Origin of the sequence: Pseudonocardia parietis, assembly GCF_017876315.1 — a bacterium.
Taxonomy (GTDB): domain Bacteria; phylum Actinomycetota; class Actinomycetes; order Mycobacteriales; family Pseudonocardiaceae; genus Pseudonocardia; species Pseudonocardia parietis.
In genome coordinates, this window is sequence record NZ_JAGINU010000001.1 from 4,338,282 (window position 1) to 4,356,674 (window position 18,393).

At 72.5% G+C, this 18,393-nt stretch carries 18 protein-coding genes; 7 read left to right on the top strand and 11 right to left on the bottom strand.

Annotated features, from left to right (window positions below):
• Nucleotides 1-28: 28 nt before the first annotated feature.
• Nucleotides 29-772 (bottom strand): ANTAR domain-containing response regulator, encoded by a 744-nt coding sequence (locus JOF36_RS20490; RefSeq protein ID WP_210029570.1) that lies wholly within the window; start codon nt 770-772, stop codon nt 29-31.
• Between the two features lie 98 nt (nt 773-870).
• Between JOF36_RS20490 and JOF36_RS41625 the strand changes: the two genes are divergently transcribed.
• The 5 genes from JOF36_RS41625 (at nt 871) to JOF36_RS20515 (ending at nt 4,497) form a co-directional block, all read left to right on the top strand.
• On the top strand, nt 871-1,275 hold the full coding sequence (locus JOF36_RS41625) for a hypothetical protein (RefSeq protein WP_210026963.1): 405 nt from the start codon (nt 871-873) through the stop codon (nt 1,273-1,275).
• Nucleotides 1,272-2,390 (top strand): IS3 family transposase, encoded by a 1,119-nt coding sequence (locus JOF36_RS20500; RefSeq protein ID WP_307862489.1) that lies wholly within the window; start codon nt 1,272-1,274, stop codon nt 2,388-2,390. Before JOF36_RS41625 ends, JOF36_RS20500 begins: the two co-directional genes overlap by 4 nt.
• 423 nt (nt 2,391-2,813) lie before the next feature.
• A complete protein-coding gene (locus JOF36_RS20505; protein WP_210029572.1) occupies nt 2,814-3,101 on the top strand; it encodes a protein kinase family protein in 288 nt (95 codons plus the stop codon).
• A 142-nt stretch (nt 3,102-3,243) separates the two neighbouring features.
• Entirely contained in the window at nt 3,244-3,633 is a 390-nt protein-coding gene (locus JOF36_RS20510; protein WP_210029577.1) for a nuclear transport factor 2 family protein, read from the top strand.
• Between the two features lie 102 nt (nt 3,634-3,735).
• The gene (locus JOF36_RS20515; protein ID WP_210029579.1) at nt 3,736-4,497 is read left to right on the top strand and encodes an alpha/beta fold hydrolase; all 762 of its coding nucleotides are present in this window, start codon (nt 3,736-3,738) and stop codon (nt 4,495-4,497) included.
• 58 nt (nt 4,498-4,555) lie between these two features.
• Here JOF36_RS20515 and JOF36_RS20520 read toward each other — a convergent pair whose 3' ends face one another.
• From JOF36_RS20520 to JOF36_RS20565, 10 genes are all read right to left on the bottom strand, one after another.
• Nucleotides 4,556-5,542 carry an RNA polymerase subunit sigma-70 gene (locus tag JOF36_RS20520; protein ID WP_210029585.1) on the bottom strand — a complete coding sequence of 329 codons (987 nt, stop codon included), beginning with the start codon at nt 5,540-5,542 and terminating at the stop codon, nt 4,556-4,558.
• Between the two features lie 65 nt (nt 5,543-5,607).
• Nucleotides 5,608-5,883, bottom strand: a complete 276-nt coding sequence (locus tag JOF36_RS20525; RefSeq protein WP_210029587.1) for a non-oxidative hydroxyarylic acid decarboxylases subunit D — start codon at nt 5,881-5,883, stop codon at nt 5,608-5,610.
• The gene (locus JOF36_RS20530) at nt 5,880-7,304 is read right to left on the bottom strand and encodes a non-oxidative hydroxyarylic acid decarboxylases subunit C (RefSeq protein ID WP_210029589.1); all 1,425 of its coding nucleotides are present in this window, start codon (nt 7,302-7,304) and stop codon (nt 5,880-5,882) included. Before JOF36_RS20530 ends, JOF36_RS20525 begins: the two co-directional genes overlap by 4 nt.
• Nucleotides 7,301-7,795 carry a pyridoxamine 5'-phosphate oxidase family protein gene (locus tag JOF36_RS20535; RefSeq protein WP_210029590.1) on the bottom strand — a complete coding sequence of 165 codons (495 nt, stop codon included), beginning with the start codon at nt 7,793-7,795 and terminating at the stop codon, nt 7,301-7,303. The genes JOF36_RS20530 and JOF36_RS20535 overlap by 4 nt, the downstream gene beginning before the upstream one ends.
• Entirely contained in the window at nt 7,792-8,412 is a 621-nt protein-coding gene (locus JOF36_RS20540; RefSeq protein WP_504739889.1) for a UbiX family flavin prenyltransferase, read from the bottom strand. Before JOF36_RS20540 ends, JOF36_RS20535 begins: the two co-directional genes overlap by 4 nt.
• Complete coding sequence (locus JOF36_RS20545; protein ID WP_307862490.1) at nt 8,409-9,863, bottom strand: class II fumarate hydratase; 1,455 nt, start codon at nt 9,861-9,863, stop codon at nt 8,409-8,411. The genes JOF36_RS20540 and JOF36_RS20545 overlap by 4 nt, the downstream gene beginning before the upstream one ends.
• A gap of 3 nt (nt 9,864-9,866) precedes the next feature.
• Nucleotides 9,867-11,510 (bottom strand): NAD-dependent malic enzyme, encoded by a 1,644-nt coding sequence (locus tag JOF36_RS20550; protein WP_210029594.1) that lies wholly within the window; start codon nt 11,508-11,510, stop codon nt 9,867-9,869.
• 119 nt (nt 11,511-11,629) lie between these two features.
• On the bottom strand, nt 11,630-12,172 hold the full coding sequence (locus JOF36_RS20555; RefSeq protein ID WP_210029599.1) for a GNAT family N-acetyltransferase: 543 nt from the start codon (nt 12,170-12,172) through the stop codon (nt 11,630-11,632).
• Nucleotides 12,075-13,433, bottom strand: coding sequence for an MFS transporter (locus JOF36_RS20560; RefSeq protein ID WP_210029602.1), 1,359 nt, complete (start codon nt 13,431-13,433; stop codon nt 12,075-12,077). The genes JOF36_RS20555 and JOF36_RS20560 overlap by 98 nt, the downstream gene beginning before the upstream one ends.
• Nucleotides 13,430-14,524 (bottom strand): class I SAM-dependent methyltransferase, encoded by a 1,095-nt coding sequence (locus JOF36_RS20565; protein ID WP_210029604.1) that lies wholly within the window; start codon nt 14,522-14,524, stop codon nt 13,430-13,432. The genes JOF36_RS20560 and JOF36_RS20565 overlap by 4 nt, the downstream gene beginning before the upstream one ends.
• Before the next feature lie 235 nt (nt 14,525-14,759).
• On the opposite strand from JOF36_RS20565, the gene JOF36_RS20570 reads away from it, so the two are divergent.
• On the top strand, nt 14,760-15,395 hold the full coding sequence (locus JOF36_RS20570; RefSeq protein ID WP_210029606.1) for a GNAT family N-acetyltransferase: 636 nt from the start codon (nt 14,760-14,762) through the stop codon (nt 15,393-15,395).
• A gap of 65 nt (nt 15,396-15,460) precedes the next feature.
• Nucleotides 15,461-18,334: an AfsR/SARP family transcriptional regulator gene (locus JOF36_RS20575; RefSeq protein ID WP_210029608.1), complete on the top strand. Its 2,874-nt coding sequence runs from the start codon at nt 15,461-15,463 to the stop codon at nt 18,332-18,334.
• Nucleotides 18,335-18,393: the final 59 nt, after the last annotated feature.

An 18,393-nucleotide genomic window follows, 5' to 3' on the forward strand; every position in this document is an offset into this window, starting at 1 on the left:
CCGCGGGGGAAGCCCGGGCGACCTGCGGTCAGCGGGTGCCGTGCCCGGGCCGGGGCAGATCGTCACGGCCGCTGACCACGGCACCGGCCAGCTCGGTGAGCCGACGGTTGTGGTCACGGGCGTGGCGGCGCAGCAGCCGGAACGCCTGGTCCGGAGCGAGACCGAACCGTTCGGCGAGCATCCCCTTGGCCTGTTCGATGACCACCCGACTGCTCACCGCGGTGTGCAGCTGATCGATCATGGCGGCTTGGCCGGTGCGTTCACGGTGCTGCAGCAGCCCGATCGTGGCCACATCGGTCAGCGCCTGGGCGATCCGCACCGAATCGGGGTGCAGCCCGCCGGGGGTGCCGGCGAACAGGTTCATCGCCCCGATCACCTGGTCGTGGTAGCGCATCGGCAGCGCATGCACCGCGGCGAACCCGGCCTCCCGGGCGGCCGGGGTGAACCGGGGCCAACGGCCGCCGTCCTCGGCGAGGTCGGAGATCACCACCGGGGCCCCGGCGCGATGGCAGTCCAGGCACGGACCCTGACCGGACTCGATCTGGAGCAACTCCAGCTGCCGGACCGACTCGCTGCTGGCGGCCATGACCTGCAGCCGATCCTGCGGGTCGGCCAGCACCAACCCGGCCGCGTCGACGTCGAGCACTCCCGCGCAACGCTCGCAGAGCCGGATCAGGAACTCCACGAGATCGAACCCGGCCACCAGGGTGTCGGCGCACTCGACGAACAACTCGGCGGCGCTCTCCGGCGGCCACCTGTGCTGTGAGTCCATGCGTCCTTCCGTCCTCCCCTCTCTGTCAAGCTGATCATGGGCAGATGATCTACTCGAAACTGTTGGTTTGAGGGCGTGTGAAGGAGATCGTGTCCCTCGTGACTGAACGACCTGAGGGAGAGCCGGACCCGGAGGTGCGGGCGTACCGGCCGCCGCAGCGCTATAGCGCGGCGTACAAGCAGCGGGTCTTGGCCGAGTACGAGCAGCTCGACAAGGAGGGCAAGGGTGCTCTGCTGCGCCGGGAGGGTCTGTACACCCAGTTGATCTCGGTGTGGCGCAAGCAGCGTGACACGGGCGCGGCGGAGGCGTTGCAGCGTCCGGTCGGGCGGCCGAAGGCCGACCCGCGCGATCGGGAGCTCGCGCGGCTGCGGGCTGAGAAGGACAAGCTCGAGACGGACCTGGCCACGGCTCGGTCGGTGATCGAGGTGCAGGGAAAGCTCTCCGCGCTGCTGGATCAGCTCGCCACCAGCAGCCCCGAGCGGGACGGCGGCGAGCCGCGGTGACCACCCTTCCCGACGCTGAGCCCTCGACCGACACCGAGCCCGGTGCCACGGGCGAAGACGCCGGTGTGCACGTGTTCGCCCGGGCGCAGCGGGCGGCGTGTGAGCAGCTGAGCGAGCTGATCGGGCGCGCGGGGGCCTGCCGGGCGACGGGGGTGCCGCGGTCGAGCTACTACCACCAGCACCGGATCAGCCCGGCCCCGCCGCGGCCGGCGCCCAAGCCGCACCGCGAGCGGATTCAGCCGCGGGCGCTCTCGCCGGAGGAACGAGTACGGGTGCGCGAGCTGCTCAACAGCGAGGCCTACGTCGACGAGGCGCCGGCCACGGTGTATGCGAAGCTGCTCGACGACGGCGAGTACTACTGCTCGATCTCGACGATGTATCGCATCCTTCGTGAGCACGGCGAGGTCCGCGAGCGTCGCCGCCAGGCCACCCACCCGCCCCGGGTGAAACCCGAGCTCGTGGCCACCGGCCCGAACCGGGTCTGGACGTGGGACATCACGAAACTGGCTGGTCCGGCCCGGGGTGTCTGGTTCTGCCTGTACGTGCTCATCGACATCTACAGCCGCTACACCCCCGGTTGGATGGTCGCGGCCACCGAGGACGCCGACCTGGCGCACCGGTTCTTGGACGCCACGATCGGTAACCACGACATCGACCCGGACACGTTGACCGTGCACGCCGATCGCGGCGGCCCGATGAAGAGCAAGAGCGTCGCCGAACTGCTGTCGGACCTGCAGGTCAGCCGGTCGCACTCGCGGCCGAAGACCTCCAACGACAACCCCTACAGCGAGTCCCAGTTCAAGACGCTGAAGTACCGGCCGGCCTTCCCCGAGCGGTTCGACTCGATCGAGCACGCGCGCGAATTCTGCGGCGAGTTCTTCACCTGGTACAACCATGATCATCGCCACTCCGGCGTCGGGCTGCACACCCCGGCATCGGTCCACTTCGGAACCGCGCCGCAGATCCGCCGCCACCGCGGCACGGTCCTCGCCGACGCCCACGCCGCGCACCCGGAGCGGTTCGTCCACGGCACCCCGCAGCCCCCGAAGCTGCCCGGCACGGTCTGGATCAACCCACCCACCGAGAAGGAGGCGACGCCCGGCCCGACCAACTAATCCAGCGAAGAACTTGCCCAAACGATCTTGACAGGTACCGCTCAAGGGATGTCCCGACCCAGCGGGATTGGGCCGGACGGCGGCCGACCCGCAGGGCCGTATGGGGTGGGATGGGCACACCGTAGGCGGGCGCGCGGCCCAGGTCATCGCCTACTGCCGAGTACGGGATGGGTGTGACGCAATCCCGACCCGGCATGAGGCCGAATGGCGGTCGACTGCCCCGCATCCGGATGTGTACCTAGAGAAGGAACCGCTCCAGACCCCGGCGGGCATCGATTCCTGTCACGCGATGTCCCGGGCCCCGACCGAGCGGGCGGCCCCGGTGCAGAAGGGGGCCCGCCTCGTGTCCCGACCACCGGCGACGGCGCCGGCACCACCCCTGGCATCAGCGCGGACCTTCGGCGCCACCACGGGCTCGATCACATGGGACTGGTCGTGCTCGACCTCGAACTCGGCCGCGACCGCACCGGTGCGCTGCTCGACGGAGTCGCCCTGGTGCCCCCACTGCGAGACAGCGGCTGGCAGGTGCTCGCGCTGACCGAGCACACCCCACCCGAACGGATCGGCGCCACCCTGGCCGCCGGCGCCCACTACACCGTCTCGGTGGCCACCGTGCGCACTCAGATCCGCGGCATCCTCACCGAACTCGAGGTCCACTCCCAACTCGAAGCCGTCGCCCTCTACACCCGACACCACCGCCCCGAACCCTGACCATCGCGGCGTATCGCCCGGTGATCGACACAGCCCGCATCGCACTGGCTGCGCTCGGGCGGCCGCCCTCACGGCGACCTTCACCGACCGGGAGGAAGGGTCTACCCTGCTCAGGCTGCATCTCCACGGGGAGGGCCCGGCGATGACGGATCAGGGCACGGCGTCGGTCGAGACGTTGAAGGCGATCGCGGCCGCATTCAACGCACACGACCTGGACGCGATCATGGAGTTCTTCACCGAGGACTGTTCGCTGGACATGCCGAGGGGGCCCGAGCCGTGGGGGCAGCGTCTCGTCGGCAAGGCGGCGGTGCGGGCGGGCTTGGCCACGCGCTTCGCAGGACTGCCCGACGTCCACTACGGCGATGACCGGCATTGGGTCAGCGGTGACCTCGGTGTCTCCGAGTGGCTCCTCACCGGCACGAGGGGCGACGGCGAGCAGGTCCGTGTCCGCGGCTGCGACCACTGGGAGTTCCGCGGTGCCCAGGTGGTCCGCAAGGACTCGTACTGGAAGATCGTCGACCCCGCGGTCTAGCACCTCGTCGATCGCGGTGCGCTTCGCAGCCGGGCGATGAGTCTCGTCCCTGCCGCCGGTCGGTACGGGTGATGACTCATCCCGACGGAAGGAGCGACACCGATGTCGCACGGGGCCTACATGCCGGTGAACGGCATCGATCTCTACTACGAGGTGCACGGTCCGGAGCGGGCCGGGACTCCGCTGGTCATGCTGCACGGCGGAGTGCTCACGTTCATCTCGAGTTTCGGCGCGTTGCTGCCGGGGATCACCGTCGATCGGCAGGTCATCGGCGTCGAGCTGCAGGGGCACGGGCACACCGCCGACGGCGAGCGGCCGTTCAGCATCGCGCAGTGCGCGGACGACGTGGTGGCGTTGCTGGACCGGCTGGGGGTGGAGCGGGCCGACGTCTTCGGCTACAGCCTGGGCGGGCTGGTCGCGATCGACATCGCCACCCGCCACCCGCAATGTCTCGGCCGGGTCGTGCTGGCCGCGGCGCACTTCCGGCCGGACGCGTACTACCCGGAGATCACGGCGCCGGAGCAGGATTCGCCCCGGCTGCCGACCGAGGACGACTTCGCGGCCATGCACAAGGCGTATGTCGAGGTGGCGCCCGACCCGGAGCACTTCTTCCCGTTCCTGGAGAAGATCCAGCCGGCGGTGCACGACTTCGAGCCGTGGACCGACGAGCAGCTGGTCCGGCTCACCATGCCGATCTTGATGATCATCGGTGATACCGACTTCATCCGGCTCGAGCACGCGGTCGAGATGCAGAACCGGTTGCCGGACTCGCAGCTGGCCATCCTGCCCGGCACCCGGCACATGGAGGTCACCGCGCGGGCCGACCTGGTGCTGCCGATGGTGAGAACCTTCCTGCGCGGCTGACGATCGTGAGAGCACGTCGGCAACGAAGACCGGCGTGACGGTGGTCGAGGCGGGGCGTTCATCGCTCACCGTCGGCCGTGCTGAGTGTGGCCGGCAGGTCGAAGTGCTCGAACACCGCGCCGTCGAAGGTGACGATCTCGGTGACGACCCCGTCCTGCACCCGCAGGACGTCGATCGCCAGCGGTTCGTAGGCGGCGGCGCCCGGCTTGCGCACGTAGGCCGCGACCGCGGGCTGACCGTTGGCGCGGGTGACCACGCATCGCATGCTGCCGAACGTCTCCGAACCGAACCCGCCGTCGATCCAGCCCTGCACGACCGTGCTCCGGCCGGCCCACACGCCGGGTGCCGGTGGCATCGAGAACCGGACGTCCTCGTGCATGAGCGCCGCCAGGCCCTCGGTGTCGGCGCGCTCGCTGCACTCGACGTAGCGGGCGAGCAGCTCCTGCTCGGCGGCGGTCGCCTCCGCGGCGTGTTGCCACGCTTCACGGTCCCGGGGCAGGCTCTTCCGCAGCCCGGCCCGCGCGCGCTGCAGCGCGGAGTTCACCGACGCCTCGGTCGTCTCGAGCAGCCGCGCGGTCTCCTTCGCCGAGCAGCCGAGGACGTCGCGCAGCACGAGCACGGCCCGCGGCAGTGGCGCGAGGTGCTGGATCGCGGCGATGAACCACAGCTCGACGGTCTCCTTGGCCAGCGCCACGTCCTCCGGACCCTCGCGCCGGTCGGGCAGCTGCGCCAGGAGATCGTCGGGATAGGGCTGCAACCACGCGACCTCTCCGCTCGCGCTGGGCCGACGCGGACGCTTGTCGAGCGCGTCGAGACAGGCGTTCGTCGCGATCCGGTACAGCCACGCACGGACCGACGCGCGGCCCTCGTACGTCTCGCGCCCGCGCCACGCGCGTAGGAACGCCTCCTGGACGAGGTCCTCGGCCTCCTCGAACGATCCGAGCAGGCGGTAGCAGTGGACGTGCAGCTCGCGGCGGTGCGGCTCGACGCGGGCGCCGAACGCCTGCTCGTCGAGTGGCCTGAAGTCGTCATCGATGGAGCTCATGATGGGTGTGACGGCGGGCGGCCCGGAAACTCATCACCCCGCGCCGGCCAGGTGACCAGGCGCCGCTACGTGTCGGGCGTGCTCGGTCGTAGCAGGGGGACCGACGGTGTGACGGCCAGGTCGGACAGCTGCTGCGGCGTCAGCCGGAAGGGCTCCGGGTAGCGATCGGGGTCGGTGTTCTCGGCGGGTTCGGTGGAACGCCAGGCGTAGCGGCAGGTGGGGCAGATGTAGACGGTCCAGACGTCGGGTACCGGCGATCTGCTCAGCTCCTGCACGGTCGCGGCCCGGCAGCGTGGACAGGCGCCGGGCAGCTGCGCGGGCGCCTCCCCCGTGGCGGTCACCGCAGATCCTTGATCATCGCGGAGAGCCTGGTACGCCACGCGTCGGTGCCGTGCGGGGTGTCGAGCTCCATGCCGTAGTCGCCGCGGTCGTCGGGCGCCACGGGGGTGGTCGCGTCGATGATCATTTTGTGCACCATGCCCGGCGGCTGCCCGGCCGGGTTGAGCAGGTTGGACGAGAGGTTCGGCAGGATCATCACGTCGCCCGCGGGGTTGACCTTCACCGAGATGGCCCACATCACCTGGTTGAGATCGAACGGATCGACGTCCGCGTCGACGACGATCACGATCGTCGCGTATCCGATCCCGTGCGACGTGGTCAGCAGCCGCATGCCGACGGCCTTGGCGAACCCGCCGTAGCGGACCCCGGTCGACACGATGACGACCAGCCCGTGCGTGTAGAGCGCGTTGACCGCCGTGACCTCGGGGAACGCGTCGTTGAGCTGGACGAAGATGGGCGCGCTGGTCGTCATCGCCTGCAAATAGTCGATCTCGGTCCAGGGCCGTCCGACATAGACGGCGTCGAAGACGGGAGCGGTGCGATGGTGCACGCGGTCGATCTCGATGACCGGGTAGCGGTGCGAGCCGGAGTAGTAGCCGGGGAACTCACCGAACGGCCCCTCGGGCTCGCGCAGCCCGCCGAGGATCCGCCCCTCCAGGACGTACTCCGAGCCCCAGGGCACGTCGAGCCCGGACTCCGTCCGCACGATCCGGTAGGGACTGCCCTGCAGGGCCGCGGCCATCTTGTACTCGAGCTGGTCGTAGAGCATCGGGGTGGCGGCCATGAGCGTGATCAAGGGTTCGTTGCCCAGGGCGATGGCGATCGGCAGGTCCTCGCCGCGCTCCTCGGCGTGCCGCAGGTGGAGGGCGATGTCGTGCTGAGGCACGGTCTGGATGCCGAGCCGGTTGCGCCCCTTGACCTGCAGCCGGTACACGCCGACGTTCTGGACGTCGTCGTTGTCCGGGTCGTCGGGATCGCGGCTGACCACGCACGGCTTGTCGATGAAGTACCCGCCGTCGCCCCGGTTGAGACGGAACAGCGGCATCAGGTCGAAGAGGTTGACATCGGACTCGATGACGTTCTCCTCCCAGGGTGCCTCGTGCGCGAAGGCGAGCTCGCCGGGATAGCGCTGGTAGCCCTCGACGAACCGGTGGAACTGCTCGCGCGGGGTGGCGTCGGGCTCCATGCCGAGCGCCAGGGCGTGGTTGGGCCACGAGCCGTGCACGTTCATCGCCAGCTGCGCATCGGCATAGCCGGCGATGTCGCTGAAGACGATCGCCGGGCTCTCGGTCCCGAGGCGGGTGAGCGCACATGCCGCCGCCGCGAGATCCGGCTCCGGCATCACCGCCGCGGTGACGCGCAGCAGCCGGCGATGCTTCTCCAGCGTCGCGAGGAACGCCCGCAGGTCCGGATAGGCGCTCACGGCGTCGCCCGCAGCGCGCCGATCTGTCGTTCCCACCGCTGCAGCACCGTCTCCGGATCGTGCACGGTGAACGTGACCCCGGTCGTGACGTCGGCGTAGGGCGCCCGGTGGAAGCGGACCGACTCGGTGATCGCCTCGAACATCGCCAGGTCGACCGTGGGCGGCGGGTCGAGGCGCCGCGCGCGCAGCCGCACCTCCCCCATGCCGCCCTCGACCGACAGCGTGAGCGCCAGCCGCCCGTCGCGGGTCAGGTTCGCCGTGGTCGTCGACCGGGGATAGGTCAGCAGACGGAGGCGGTCGGGTGGCAGCGCCACCATGTCGCCCGCACTGAGCAGCGTGGCGTGCGGCCAGCCTTCGGTGTCCACTGTGGAGATGCGTACCGCCTGGGTCTTCGCGAGCAGGCCGGATCCGTCGAGGTAGCCGGCGAGCCACTCCGGGAGCTCCGTGACCCGCGACGCCTCGGGCGGGGTGTAGCGGTGCTCGGTGCTCATGTGGCGGCCTCCGCGGACGGGTCGGTGGGCGAGGTACCGGGCCAGCGCTCGAGGCCCGGCATCTCCAGGCCGAAGAGGTCCAGCACCCGCCCGACGGTGTGGCCGACGAGGTCGTCGACGGTCTGCGGGTTCTGGTAGAAGGCCGGGACCGGTGGCGCGATGATCGCTCCCATCCGGCTCAGCGCGAGCATGTTCTCGAGATGGATCTCGTTGAGCGGTGTCTCGCGAGCCAGGAGGACGAGCGGGCGCCGCTCCTTGAGCGTGACGTCGGCCGCGCGCACGACGAGGTCGTCGGCCAGGCCGAACCGGATCGCCGCCAGCGTCTTCATGCTGCACGGCGCGACGACCATCCCGTCGTGCCGGAACGACCCGCTGGAGATCGGCGCCGCCTGGTTCCGGCGGGAGTGGTGGGCCCAGGCCAGCGCCGCGACCTCACGCACGGTGCGGCCGGTCTCCTTCGAGATCGTGACCTCCGCCCAGCGGCTGAGCACCAGGTGCGACTCGACCCCCAGGACGTCGAGCGCCTCGAGGAGCCGGACACCGTAGATCGCGCCGGTCGCACCGGTCATGGCGACGACGATCCTCATGGCCCCTCCGTGGTGTGGACGCGCACTCAGCGGATCCCGAGGTCCCGGTGCGGGTCACCGACCATCCGGCGCGGGTCGACGACGGCGTCGAACTGCGCGGCGTCGACCCCGCAGGCGAGCGCCGCCTCGCGCAGCGACGTGCCCTCGTCGTCGGCCTTGTGCGCGATGGCCGACGCCTCGTCGTAGCCGATCACCGGGCTCAGCGCGGTCACGAGCATCAGCGACGCGCCGACCAGCTCGCCGATCCGTTCGGTGTCGAGCTCGGTGCCCTCGACGCTGAAGGTGCGCAGCTTGACGCAGGCGTCGCCGAGGATCGTCGCGGAGTGCAGCACGTTGTTGATGATGATCGGCCGCATGGCGTTGAGCTCGAAGTTGCCCTGCGCCCCGGCGGCGGCGACGATCGAGTCCTCCCCCAGTACCTGCAGGCAGACCATCACCATGGCCTCCTGCTGGGTGGGGTTGACCTTGCCGGGCATGATCGAGCTGCCCGGCTCGTTCGCGGGCAGCCGCAGCTCGTGCAGACCGGTGCGGGGCCCCGAGGCCAGCCAGCGCTGGTCGTTGGCGATCTTCATCAGCGCGACGGCGACGCCGCGCAGCGCACCGCTGACGCTGACCATCGCGTCCAGCGAGCCCTGCGCGGCGAACTTGTTCGGCGCGGTGCGCAGCGGTTCGCCGGTGAGGTCGGCGAGCGTGGCCGCGATCTGTTCGGCGAAGCCGTCGGGGGCGTTGAGCCCGGTGCCGACGGCCGTGCCGCCCGCGGCCAGGTCATGCAGCGCATCCAGCGACGACTCCAGCCGCGCGAGGACCTGCTCGAGCTGCGCCGCCCAGCCCGACCACTCCTGCCCGACCGTCAGCGGCGTCGCGTCCTGCAGGTGGGTGCGGCCGGTCTTGACCACGTCGACCCACAGCTCCGCCTTGTCCCGGATCGCCCGGGCGAGCGCTCGCGCGTGCGGCAGGGTGGCGGACCGGACCACGTCGAGCGTCGCGATGTGCATCGCGGTCGGGAAGGTGTCGTTGGACGACTGACCCATGTTGACGTGGTCGTTGGGGTGCACCGGCGCCTTCGTGCCGAGCTGCCCGCCGAGCAGCTGGCTCGCCCGGTTGGCCAGCACCTCGTTGACGTTCATGTTCGACTGGGTGCCCGACCCGGTCTGCCAGACGTAGAGCGGGAACTCCGCGTCGAGCGCACCGGTGATCGCCTCGTCCGCGGCCTGCACGATCGCGTCCCGGCGGGCGTCGTCGAGGCGGCCCGCGGTCTGGTTGACCAGCGCCGCAGCCTTCTTGACCTGGCCGTAGGCGTGGTAGACGGCCTTCGGCATGCGGTCGTCGCCGATCGAGAAGTGGATCAGTGACCGCTGGGTCTGCGCGCCCCAGTAGTGCTCGGCGGGCACCTCGATGGAGCCCATCGAGTCCGACTCGGTGCGGGTGCCGCGCGCCCCGGTGCCGATGGGAGTCCCGTTCAGGTGCTCGACCCGGGTCACCGCTCAGCCTTCCGCGGCCGGGTACACGGGCTGGTACATCGCGTCCTGGACGGCCTGCACCAGCTCGTCGGGCGGGGCCGGGGCGACACCGTCGCGCGCGGCCGCCCGCACGACGGCGGCCGCGACCATGGCGGAGGAGGCCCGCAGGTTCGCCACGTCCGGCAGCAGCGACGCGCCGGGCGCGGTGGGGTCGACCTGGGCGGCGACGGCCTCGGCGGCGGCGAGCAGCATGCCGTCGGTGACGCGGGACGCGCCGGACAGGATCGTGCCGAGCCCGAGCCCGGGGTAGAGCAGGGCGTTGTTGGCCTGGCCGATCGTGTAGGTCGTGCCGTCGTGGGTGAACGGTGGCACCGGGATGCCCACCGCCACGAGCGCCCGGCCCCGCGACCAGGCGACCGCGTCCTGCGGCATGACCTCGATGCGCTCGGTCGGGTTGGACAACGGCAGCAGGATCGGCCGCTCCACACCCGCGCACAGCGCCTCGATCACCTCCTCGGTGAACGCGTTGTGCGCCGTGGACGTGCCGATCAGGATCGTCGGACGGACCTGCCGGACGGCGGTCAGCAGGTCGATCCCGCCCTCGGCCCAGCCGGTCACCTCGGCGGCCGGGCGCGCGTAGGCGGCCTGGTAGTCCGGCAGGCCGGGCATGTCGTCGGTGACCAGGCCGTACTTGTCCACGAGCCAGACCCGCGACCTCGCCTGCTCGGGCGTGAGGCCGGCGCGCACCATCGCCGCCGAGATCTGGTCGGCCATGCCGGTGCCGGCGGTGCCGGCCCCGAACACCAGCAGCCGCTGCTGGTCGAAGCCCTCGCCGGTGACCTTCATGGCCGAGATGACCGAGGCCATCACGATCGCACCGGTGCCCTGCATGTCGTCGTTGAAGATCCGGTACCGGTCGCGGTACTGCTCGAGGATCCGCCGCGCGTTGGCCGGTCCGAAGTCCTCGAAGTGCAGCAGCGCCTTCGGGAACATGCCCGAGACCGTCTCCAGGTAGGTCGCGATCAGGTCGTCGTAACGCTGCCCGCTCACGCGCGCATGGCGGTTGCCGAGGTAGGCGGGATCGTTGAGCAGGGTCGGGTTGTCGGTGCCGCAGTCGAGGTTGACCGCGACAACCCGATCCGGGTGGATACCGGCGGCCGCGGTGTAGACGGCGAGCTTGCCGATGGAGATGTCGGTCCCGTTGACGCCCCAGTCACCGATGCCGAGGATCTCCTGCGCATCGGACACCACGACCAGGTCGACGTCGTCGGGCCCCAGGCCGAGCGTCTCGAAGGAGGGCCGCACGTCCTCCGGGCGGTCGATGGACAGGTAGATCGCGCGGGAGGTCCGGTAGTCGTGGCTCCACTGTTCGATCGCCTCGCCGACGGTCGGGTCGTAGACCACGGGCAGCAGTTCCGCGAGGTGGTCGGCCAGCACCCGGAAGTACAACGTCTCGTTGCGGTCGTGCAGCAGATCGAGATAGATGTAGCGGCCGAGGTCGGTCTGCTTGCGCTGCAGCTGGGCCCACACCCGTCGTGCCTGCTCGTCGAGCGTCTCGACGGCCGCGGGCAGCCGGCCGACGAGGCCGAGCTTCGCGCGTTCCGCCGTGGTGAAGGCGGTACCGCGGTTGACCAGCGGATCGCGCAGCGCCTCGGGTACGTGGCTCATGGCAGGCTCCTTCCGGGCGGACGGGCGTGGGATACCTCGTCGGCGGAGGGTGCGCGTATTACAGCGGGGCGTGCGCGTATGCCGTCGATGACATGCGCAGAGCGGTCGTCGACCTGCGGTCATCCCCGTGCTCGGTGTGTGACTCGTGGGTCCACCGCGAGCGTGACGACACCGTGCACACCGATATCGGCGTAGGACGCGATGTCGACGAACCCGAACTCCCGGTACAGCCGGTCGGCGGCGGCCATGACCTGCGGCTCGGTCTGCAGCCGGAGCTCGTCGAATCCCAGGTCGGAGGCAGCGGCGATCGCCTCGGCGACCAGTGCGCGACCGACGCCGAGGCCGCGCGCCGACGGTGCGACATACATGCGCTTGAGCTCGCCGACCAGGCCGTGGAGCCGGTGCACGCCGACGATGCCCGCCGGTCGCCCCGCGGCTCGTGCGAGGAGCAGGGTCCCGTGCGGCGGGCGGTAGAAGTCGCGGAGGTCGTCGAACTCGGTGCCGGCGGTGGGCTGGGTCCGGAGGGGGTCGAAGTCGATCGCGTGCGTCAGCCAGTGCCGGTAGTCATCGAGCAGCGCGGCCGCGCAACGCCAGTCGGCGTCGCTGTCCGCCCGGGCGACGGTGACCGGCGCGCAGTGCCCGGTCATGAGCCTGCCGGTCATGGGAATCCTTCCGGGGTGCTGTGAGGAGGTTCGGACGCACCGTTGTCAGGACGGCGCACCCGGTGAGGCCGAGCCCGATCGCGACCCACACCCCGGCAGTGGGCGTGCCCGCGACGTCGACCGCGAGGCCCGCCGCGGCCGGACCGAGCAGGCCGCCTGCCGCGGCCGCGGTGTGCAGCACCCCCAGGCGCAGGCCGAGCCCGTCCGCCCCGTAGAGCTGCACCGCCACGGCCGGGGACAGACCGACGTAGGCACCGTGTGCGATCCCGAACACCACCGCGAACACGGCGAGCAGCATCTGGTCGTCGCCGCCGAGCAGCCACAGCCCCAGGGCGGCCGCGAGCAGCGCCGCGGCCGACCGGTAGACCACCCACGCGCCGTACCGGGCGACGGCCGGGGCCGCCGCCAGCCGGCCGGCGAGGCTGGTCAGCCCGGACAGGGCCACCAGCCCCGCGCCGGTTGCCGGCCCGAGCCCGTACGCGGCGGCGAACGCGGGCAGGTGCACGAACGGGACGAACATGGCCGCGGTCAGTCCCACCGAGCCGATGTAGAGCCTCCGGAACCCGCGCTCACGCAGCAGGTGGCGGGCCGCCGGGCGGCGCTCGTCCGGCGCTCCCCCGGTTCCCACGGGTGGTCCTGTCCGCACCGGCGGGACTCCCCGGCCGGGCGGGGTGAGGGCCGCGCAGACGAGCAGCACGAGTGCCGCGCCGGCCGCGAGCGCGAGCAGCGCCGGCCGCAGGCCGAACGTCGCGACCAGCGCCACCGAGGCCGGCGGAGCGAGGACCACGCCCGCGCCGCCGCCGGCGGTGGCCAGCACCAGCGCCGGCCCGCGGTGCCGCCCGAACGCGGTCCCGACCGCGGTGAGCAGCGGCACGAACAGGCACCCGGCCCCGCCACCGACGCCCAGCGCGAACCCCGCGCCCGCGGCCGCGAACGAGTCGGCGGACGCCGTCACCAGCAGACCGGCCGGGACCAGGACCGCCCCGAGCAGCGCCAGCCGGCGGGGGCCGTGCCGCTCGGCGAGCGGTCCGGTGAGGACCCCGGTCGCGAGCATCACGCACAGCGTTGCGGAGAACATCAGCGACACCACCCCGGTGCTCACCGCGAACTCCCCGGCCAGTGGCCCGAGCAGCGTGCCCGTCCCGGTGGCGAGCCCGAGTGCGACGGTCGTCGCGGTCACGGTCACCACCAGCAGCAGGGCCGGCGAGCGATGCCGCGGCGGCGAGCCCGCCGGGTGGGCGGCGGTGGCGGTGGGGGTCACGAGGCCTCGCCCGTCAGCCGGTAGAAGCGGAAGAAGTCGTCGGCGATGTCGAGCACCTCGACATCGCCGAACCCGGCACGCCGGGCGTAGTCGCGCAGCCGGTCCGCTCGCATGACCGTTCCGGTGGCTGCCGACGGTGGGTGCGCCATTCCGTCGGCGAGGCAGCACAGCAGGCTGTAGCCGTACATCAGCCGCTCGATCTCGTCGCCGGGTGCGGTGAACTCGTCGGCCACCCGCTCGTCCATCACGACCACGGTGCCGCTCGGCCCGGCCAGTGCACGCATCGACGCCAGCACGGTCACCGGGTCGGGCAGGTCGTGCACGACCTCGAAGGCGAACACCACGTCGTAGGGTCCGGCCGTTGCCGCCGGGGTCGAATGATGGAAGCGGACCCGGTCGCCGACGCCGGCCTCCGCGGCGTTGCGGCGGGCCGCCTCGATCGACGGGGCGTCGAGGTCGTAGCCGTCCACGGTGGCGTACGGATAGGCCAGCGCGATGCCGATCGCCGACCAGCCGTGACCGCAGCCGACGTCGGCCGCGCGGGCGCCGGACCGCAGCGCGGCGTCGACGTCCGGGATCGCGGGCAGGTAGGACTCACCGAGCGCGCCGAGGAACATCGGCCGGTTGGCCGCCGCCTGCGCCTCGCGCAGGTCGGCGCCGTGCTGGGCCCAGCTCACGCCGCCGCCGGTGCGGTAGGCCTCGGCCAGCGCGTCGAGCTGCTTGCCCGCGGCGGCGATGAAGCGCGCCAGCGGCAGCACGTGGTTCGGGCTCAGCTCGTCGACGAGCACCTCGGCGTGCCCGGGCGGCAACGTGTAACGGCGCCCCGCTGTGTCGGGCGCGTCGTCGCAGGTCAGCACGCCGGTGACGGCCTGCTGCTCCAGCCACTCCCGCGTGTAGCGCTCGGCAGTGCCGCAGCGCCGGGCCAGCTCGCTCGAGGTCAGTGCGTCGCCGCCGGCGAGCGCGCGGTACCACCCGAGCCGCCCGCCCAGGTAGGCGGCCTGCACGTCGATCGTGGCCAGGACGGCGGTGAACAGTCGTTCGGCGAAGGCAGCGGTGGTGTGGGTCGAGGGGGTCTCGATCGTGCTGGTCATCGGGGGCTCCTCGGGTGCGTGGGGGTGTCGCCACCGGGTGTGACCCAGGACGGGGACGACGCCGGTCGTCCTGGTGCGCGACGCTAGGCAGCCCGAATGTCACATCGCTGTCGCAGCGCTGTCGCCCACGCGCGCCGGCAGCGGTCAGCGGACCGCCGGTCACCCGTCAGCCGTTCTCGGCACGTTCCTCGTGGACACCCGCCCCGGGTGCCGCAACCGACCCGAGGAGCACGTCATGACCACCACCCGGATGCTGCCCCAGCTCGCCCGCAAGGCCGGCAAGAGCGACCGCGGCAGGGTCGTCGCGGCGCTGACGGAGGCGTTCTACGACGACCCGGTCTTCTGCTGGGCCTCGCCGGACGACGAGCGGCGGCGGCGCGCCCTGCCCGCCTTCTTCGCCCTGGCGGTGGAGGCGTTCGCCGAGCACGACGAGACGTGGTGCACCCGCGACGGTGTCACCGGTGCCGCGATCTGGGCGCCGGCCGGTGTCGAACCGATGACCGAGGCCGACGGCGAGCAGTTCGCGGGCCTCTGCGCCGAGCTGGCCGGCCCGGACGCCGACCGCTGGGTGGAGCTGATCACGCTGCTCGACGACAACCACCCGCACCACACCGACCACCACTACCTGTGGTTGCTCGGCGTCCGGCCCTCCCGGCAGGGGCGTGGCCACGGCAGAGCGCTGCTGCACGCGGTGCTCGACGACGCCGATCGCACAGGTACCCCCGTCTACCTGGAAGCGACCGCCGAGGACAACGTCCGTCTCTACGAACGCCACGGCTTCCGCGTGACCGGCGAGCTGGCGGCGGTCGGAGGCCCGTCGCTGTGGGCGATGTGGCGCGAGCCGCGGAGCGCAGCCGTGCACCGTGGGTGAGCTTCCACGCGCACCGAAGCGGCAGAGCGCTGTCGAGGCCGCCACCGGGCTGTCATGATGCTGCGATGCCTGCGGTGGGCGTGCTCGGGCCACTGCTCGTCGAGGGCCCGGCCGGACCGGTGCCCATCGGCGCGTCCCGGCAGCGGCGGCTGCTCGTCGCACTGTCCGCGCACCCCGGGCAGGTGGTCAGCGCCGACCTGCTCGGCGAGCTGGTGTGGGACCGCGGCCCGGGCGCCCCCGGCGCAGGCGCGCTGCACACGACGGTCTCGCGGCTGCGCCGCCTGCTCCCGCCCGGACCGCGGATCGTCACCGCGGCCGACGGCTACCAGCTGGTGGCCGACCGGTCCGCGATCGATGTCACGGCGTTCGCCGACGAGCTCGACGCGGCCGGGACGGACCCGGACCGCTACGCCCGCGCATTGGCGCTGTGGCGCGGACGGCCCTTCGCCGAGCTCGACCATCCGGCGCTGCACCCGGAGGTGGCCCGGCTGGTGGGTCTGCGGGCGTGGGCCGCCGAGCGGCACGGGGCAACGCTGCTCGGCGTGGGACGGGCGGGCGAGGCGGTGGCGGCGCTGGAGGCGCTGGTCGTCGCGGAGCCGCTGCGCGAAGCGGCGGTGGCCCTGCTGATGCGTGCGCTGGTCGGGGCCGGGCGGCAGGGCGACGCGCTGGCCGCGTTCGCCCGGTTGCGCACCGGGCTCGCCGACGAGCTCGGGCTGGACCCCTCGTCCGAGCTGCGGGCGCTGGAACAGCAGGTGCTGCGCCAGGAGATCCCACCGACGACGGTCCCGACGGTGTCGCGGTCACCGACGCGGGGTGCGGTGCCACGGTTGCCGGTGAGCTCGTTCGTCGGCCGCGATGCCGACGTCGCGGCCGTCGTGGATCTGCTCGGGCGACGGCGCGTCGTGACCGTCTGCGGGCCGGGCGGGGTGGGCAAGACGCGACTCGCACTGCACATCGCCGCGCGGGTCGCGGACCGGTACGACGACGGCGTGCTGGTCGTGGAGCTGGGTGGTGGCGGACCCGATGACGTCGGTCCCGCGGTGGCGGCCGCGCTGCGCCTCGCCGCGGGCGAGGGCGCGCTCACCGAGCGGATCGTGGACGTGCTCGCGGTCCGCCGGCAGTTGCTGCTGCTCGACAACTGCGAGCACGTCGCCGAGGAGGCCGCAGTGTTGGTCGAGGGCGTCGCCCAGGGCGCACCGGCGGTCGACGTGCTGCTCACCAGCCGCGAGCCGCTGCGGGTGGACGGCGAGCAGGTGGTCACGATCGCGCCGCTCGCACCGGACGCCGCGGTGGCTCTGCTCACCGACCGCCTCGCTGCCGCGGGGGAACTGGCACCGGACGCGGAACTGCTCCCCGAGCTGTGCCGGCGGCTCGACGGCCTCCCCCTCGCACTGGAGCTCGCCGCCGGCCGGGGCGCGACGCTGGGCCTGCCCAGCCTGATCAACGCCCTCGACGAGGACGGAGCGATCGAGGTCCTGCGCGGTGGACGCCGGACGGCGGCGCCCCGGCACCGCTCGCTCGCCGACGTCGTCGCGTGGTCGCACGGCCTGCTCGACGACGCACAGCGGGCCCTGTTCGAGCAGCTCGCCGTGTTCGCGGGCCCGGTCGAGCGCGCCGCCGTGGCGGCCGTGTGCGACGAGGCCGGTGCCCTGCCCGACCTGGTGCAGCGGTCCCTGGTGGTGCGCCGGCCCGGCCGGCCCGACCGCTTCGGGATGCTCGACACGCTGCGCGCGTTCGGGCGCGCGAAACTCGCCCGCGACCCGCGCGCCGCGGCCCTGCGCGAACGGCACGCCGCGTGGGCGGTGGGGCTCGCGGACGAGATCGGCGCAGACCGCTGCGGGCCGGGCGAGCCCGCAGCCGTCCGCCGGTTCGACGCCCACCTGCCCGACCTGCGCCGGGCGCACGGCCGGCTGTGCGCACACGGCCCGGTTGACGACCTGCTGCGACTGTCGATGCTGTTCGGCGAGCTGGCCTACGTGCGCGGCCGGGTCGATCTGATCCGCCCCGTGGAAGACGCGCTCGCCGCAACCCGCGGCGGCACACCCGCAGAGGCGCCCCGCGCGGCACACCCACTCGTGCCGCGGCTGTTGGGGCTGCTGGCGACATCGAGCTGGCAACGCGGTGACCTCGACACCGCCGAAGCCCGCGCCCGGCACGCCGTCGCCGTCGCGGAGGTCTCGGGCCACCCCACCGCGGGAATGGCCTTCGGGGCGTTGGCAGCCGTAGCGAGCTTCCGCGGGGACCTGACCGCGTCGCGGCAACACTGCCGGCGAGCCCGCGAGCTGGCACGGGAGGCCGGCGACGTCGAGGTGGAGACCCGGGTGCTGGTCCATCTCGCGATCGTGGAGGCCTACGCCGGCGACCGTGTGGCCGCGGACCGGGCCGAGGCCGAGCTCGCAGCGCTGGCACCGGCGCTCGGGTCCCGCACCAGCCGGGCCTGGCATGCTTACACCCGCGGCGAGATCCGGGCCGAGCGTGGCGACCCGGACGCGGCGCGCCACCTCGCCGCCGCCGTCCGGGCGGCCGAGGAGGCCGACTCCGGCTTCGTGGCCGGGATCGCCCGGCACACCCTGCTCACCTCGGCCGCGCGACACGGCGACCCGGCCGGGGCACTGCCCGCATTCGGCCCGCTGCTCGACCACTGGCACGGCTTCGACGCCTGGGCCCAGCTGTGGATGGCGATCCGGGCTCTCGTCGAGACGCTGTCGCGCCAGCAGCGACACCGCGACGCCGCCGTCCTGCTCGGGGCGATGTCCGCGAGTCACCGCGCCGGCACCGTGTTCGGTACCGACTCGGCGCGGCTCGATGCCGTGCGCGACGCCGCCCGGCTCACGCTCGGCCCGGAGCTGGAGACGGCCGAGCGCGAAGGCGCAGCCCTCGGCGACCAGGGCGCACTCGCGTTCGCCCGCCGCCTCACACGCTCGACACGGTCCCGTTGAGGTCCCCGACTGCCCTTGTGCCGTCGTCCATCGTGAACTGAACTGCACCGGACACTGTC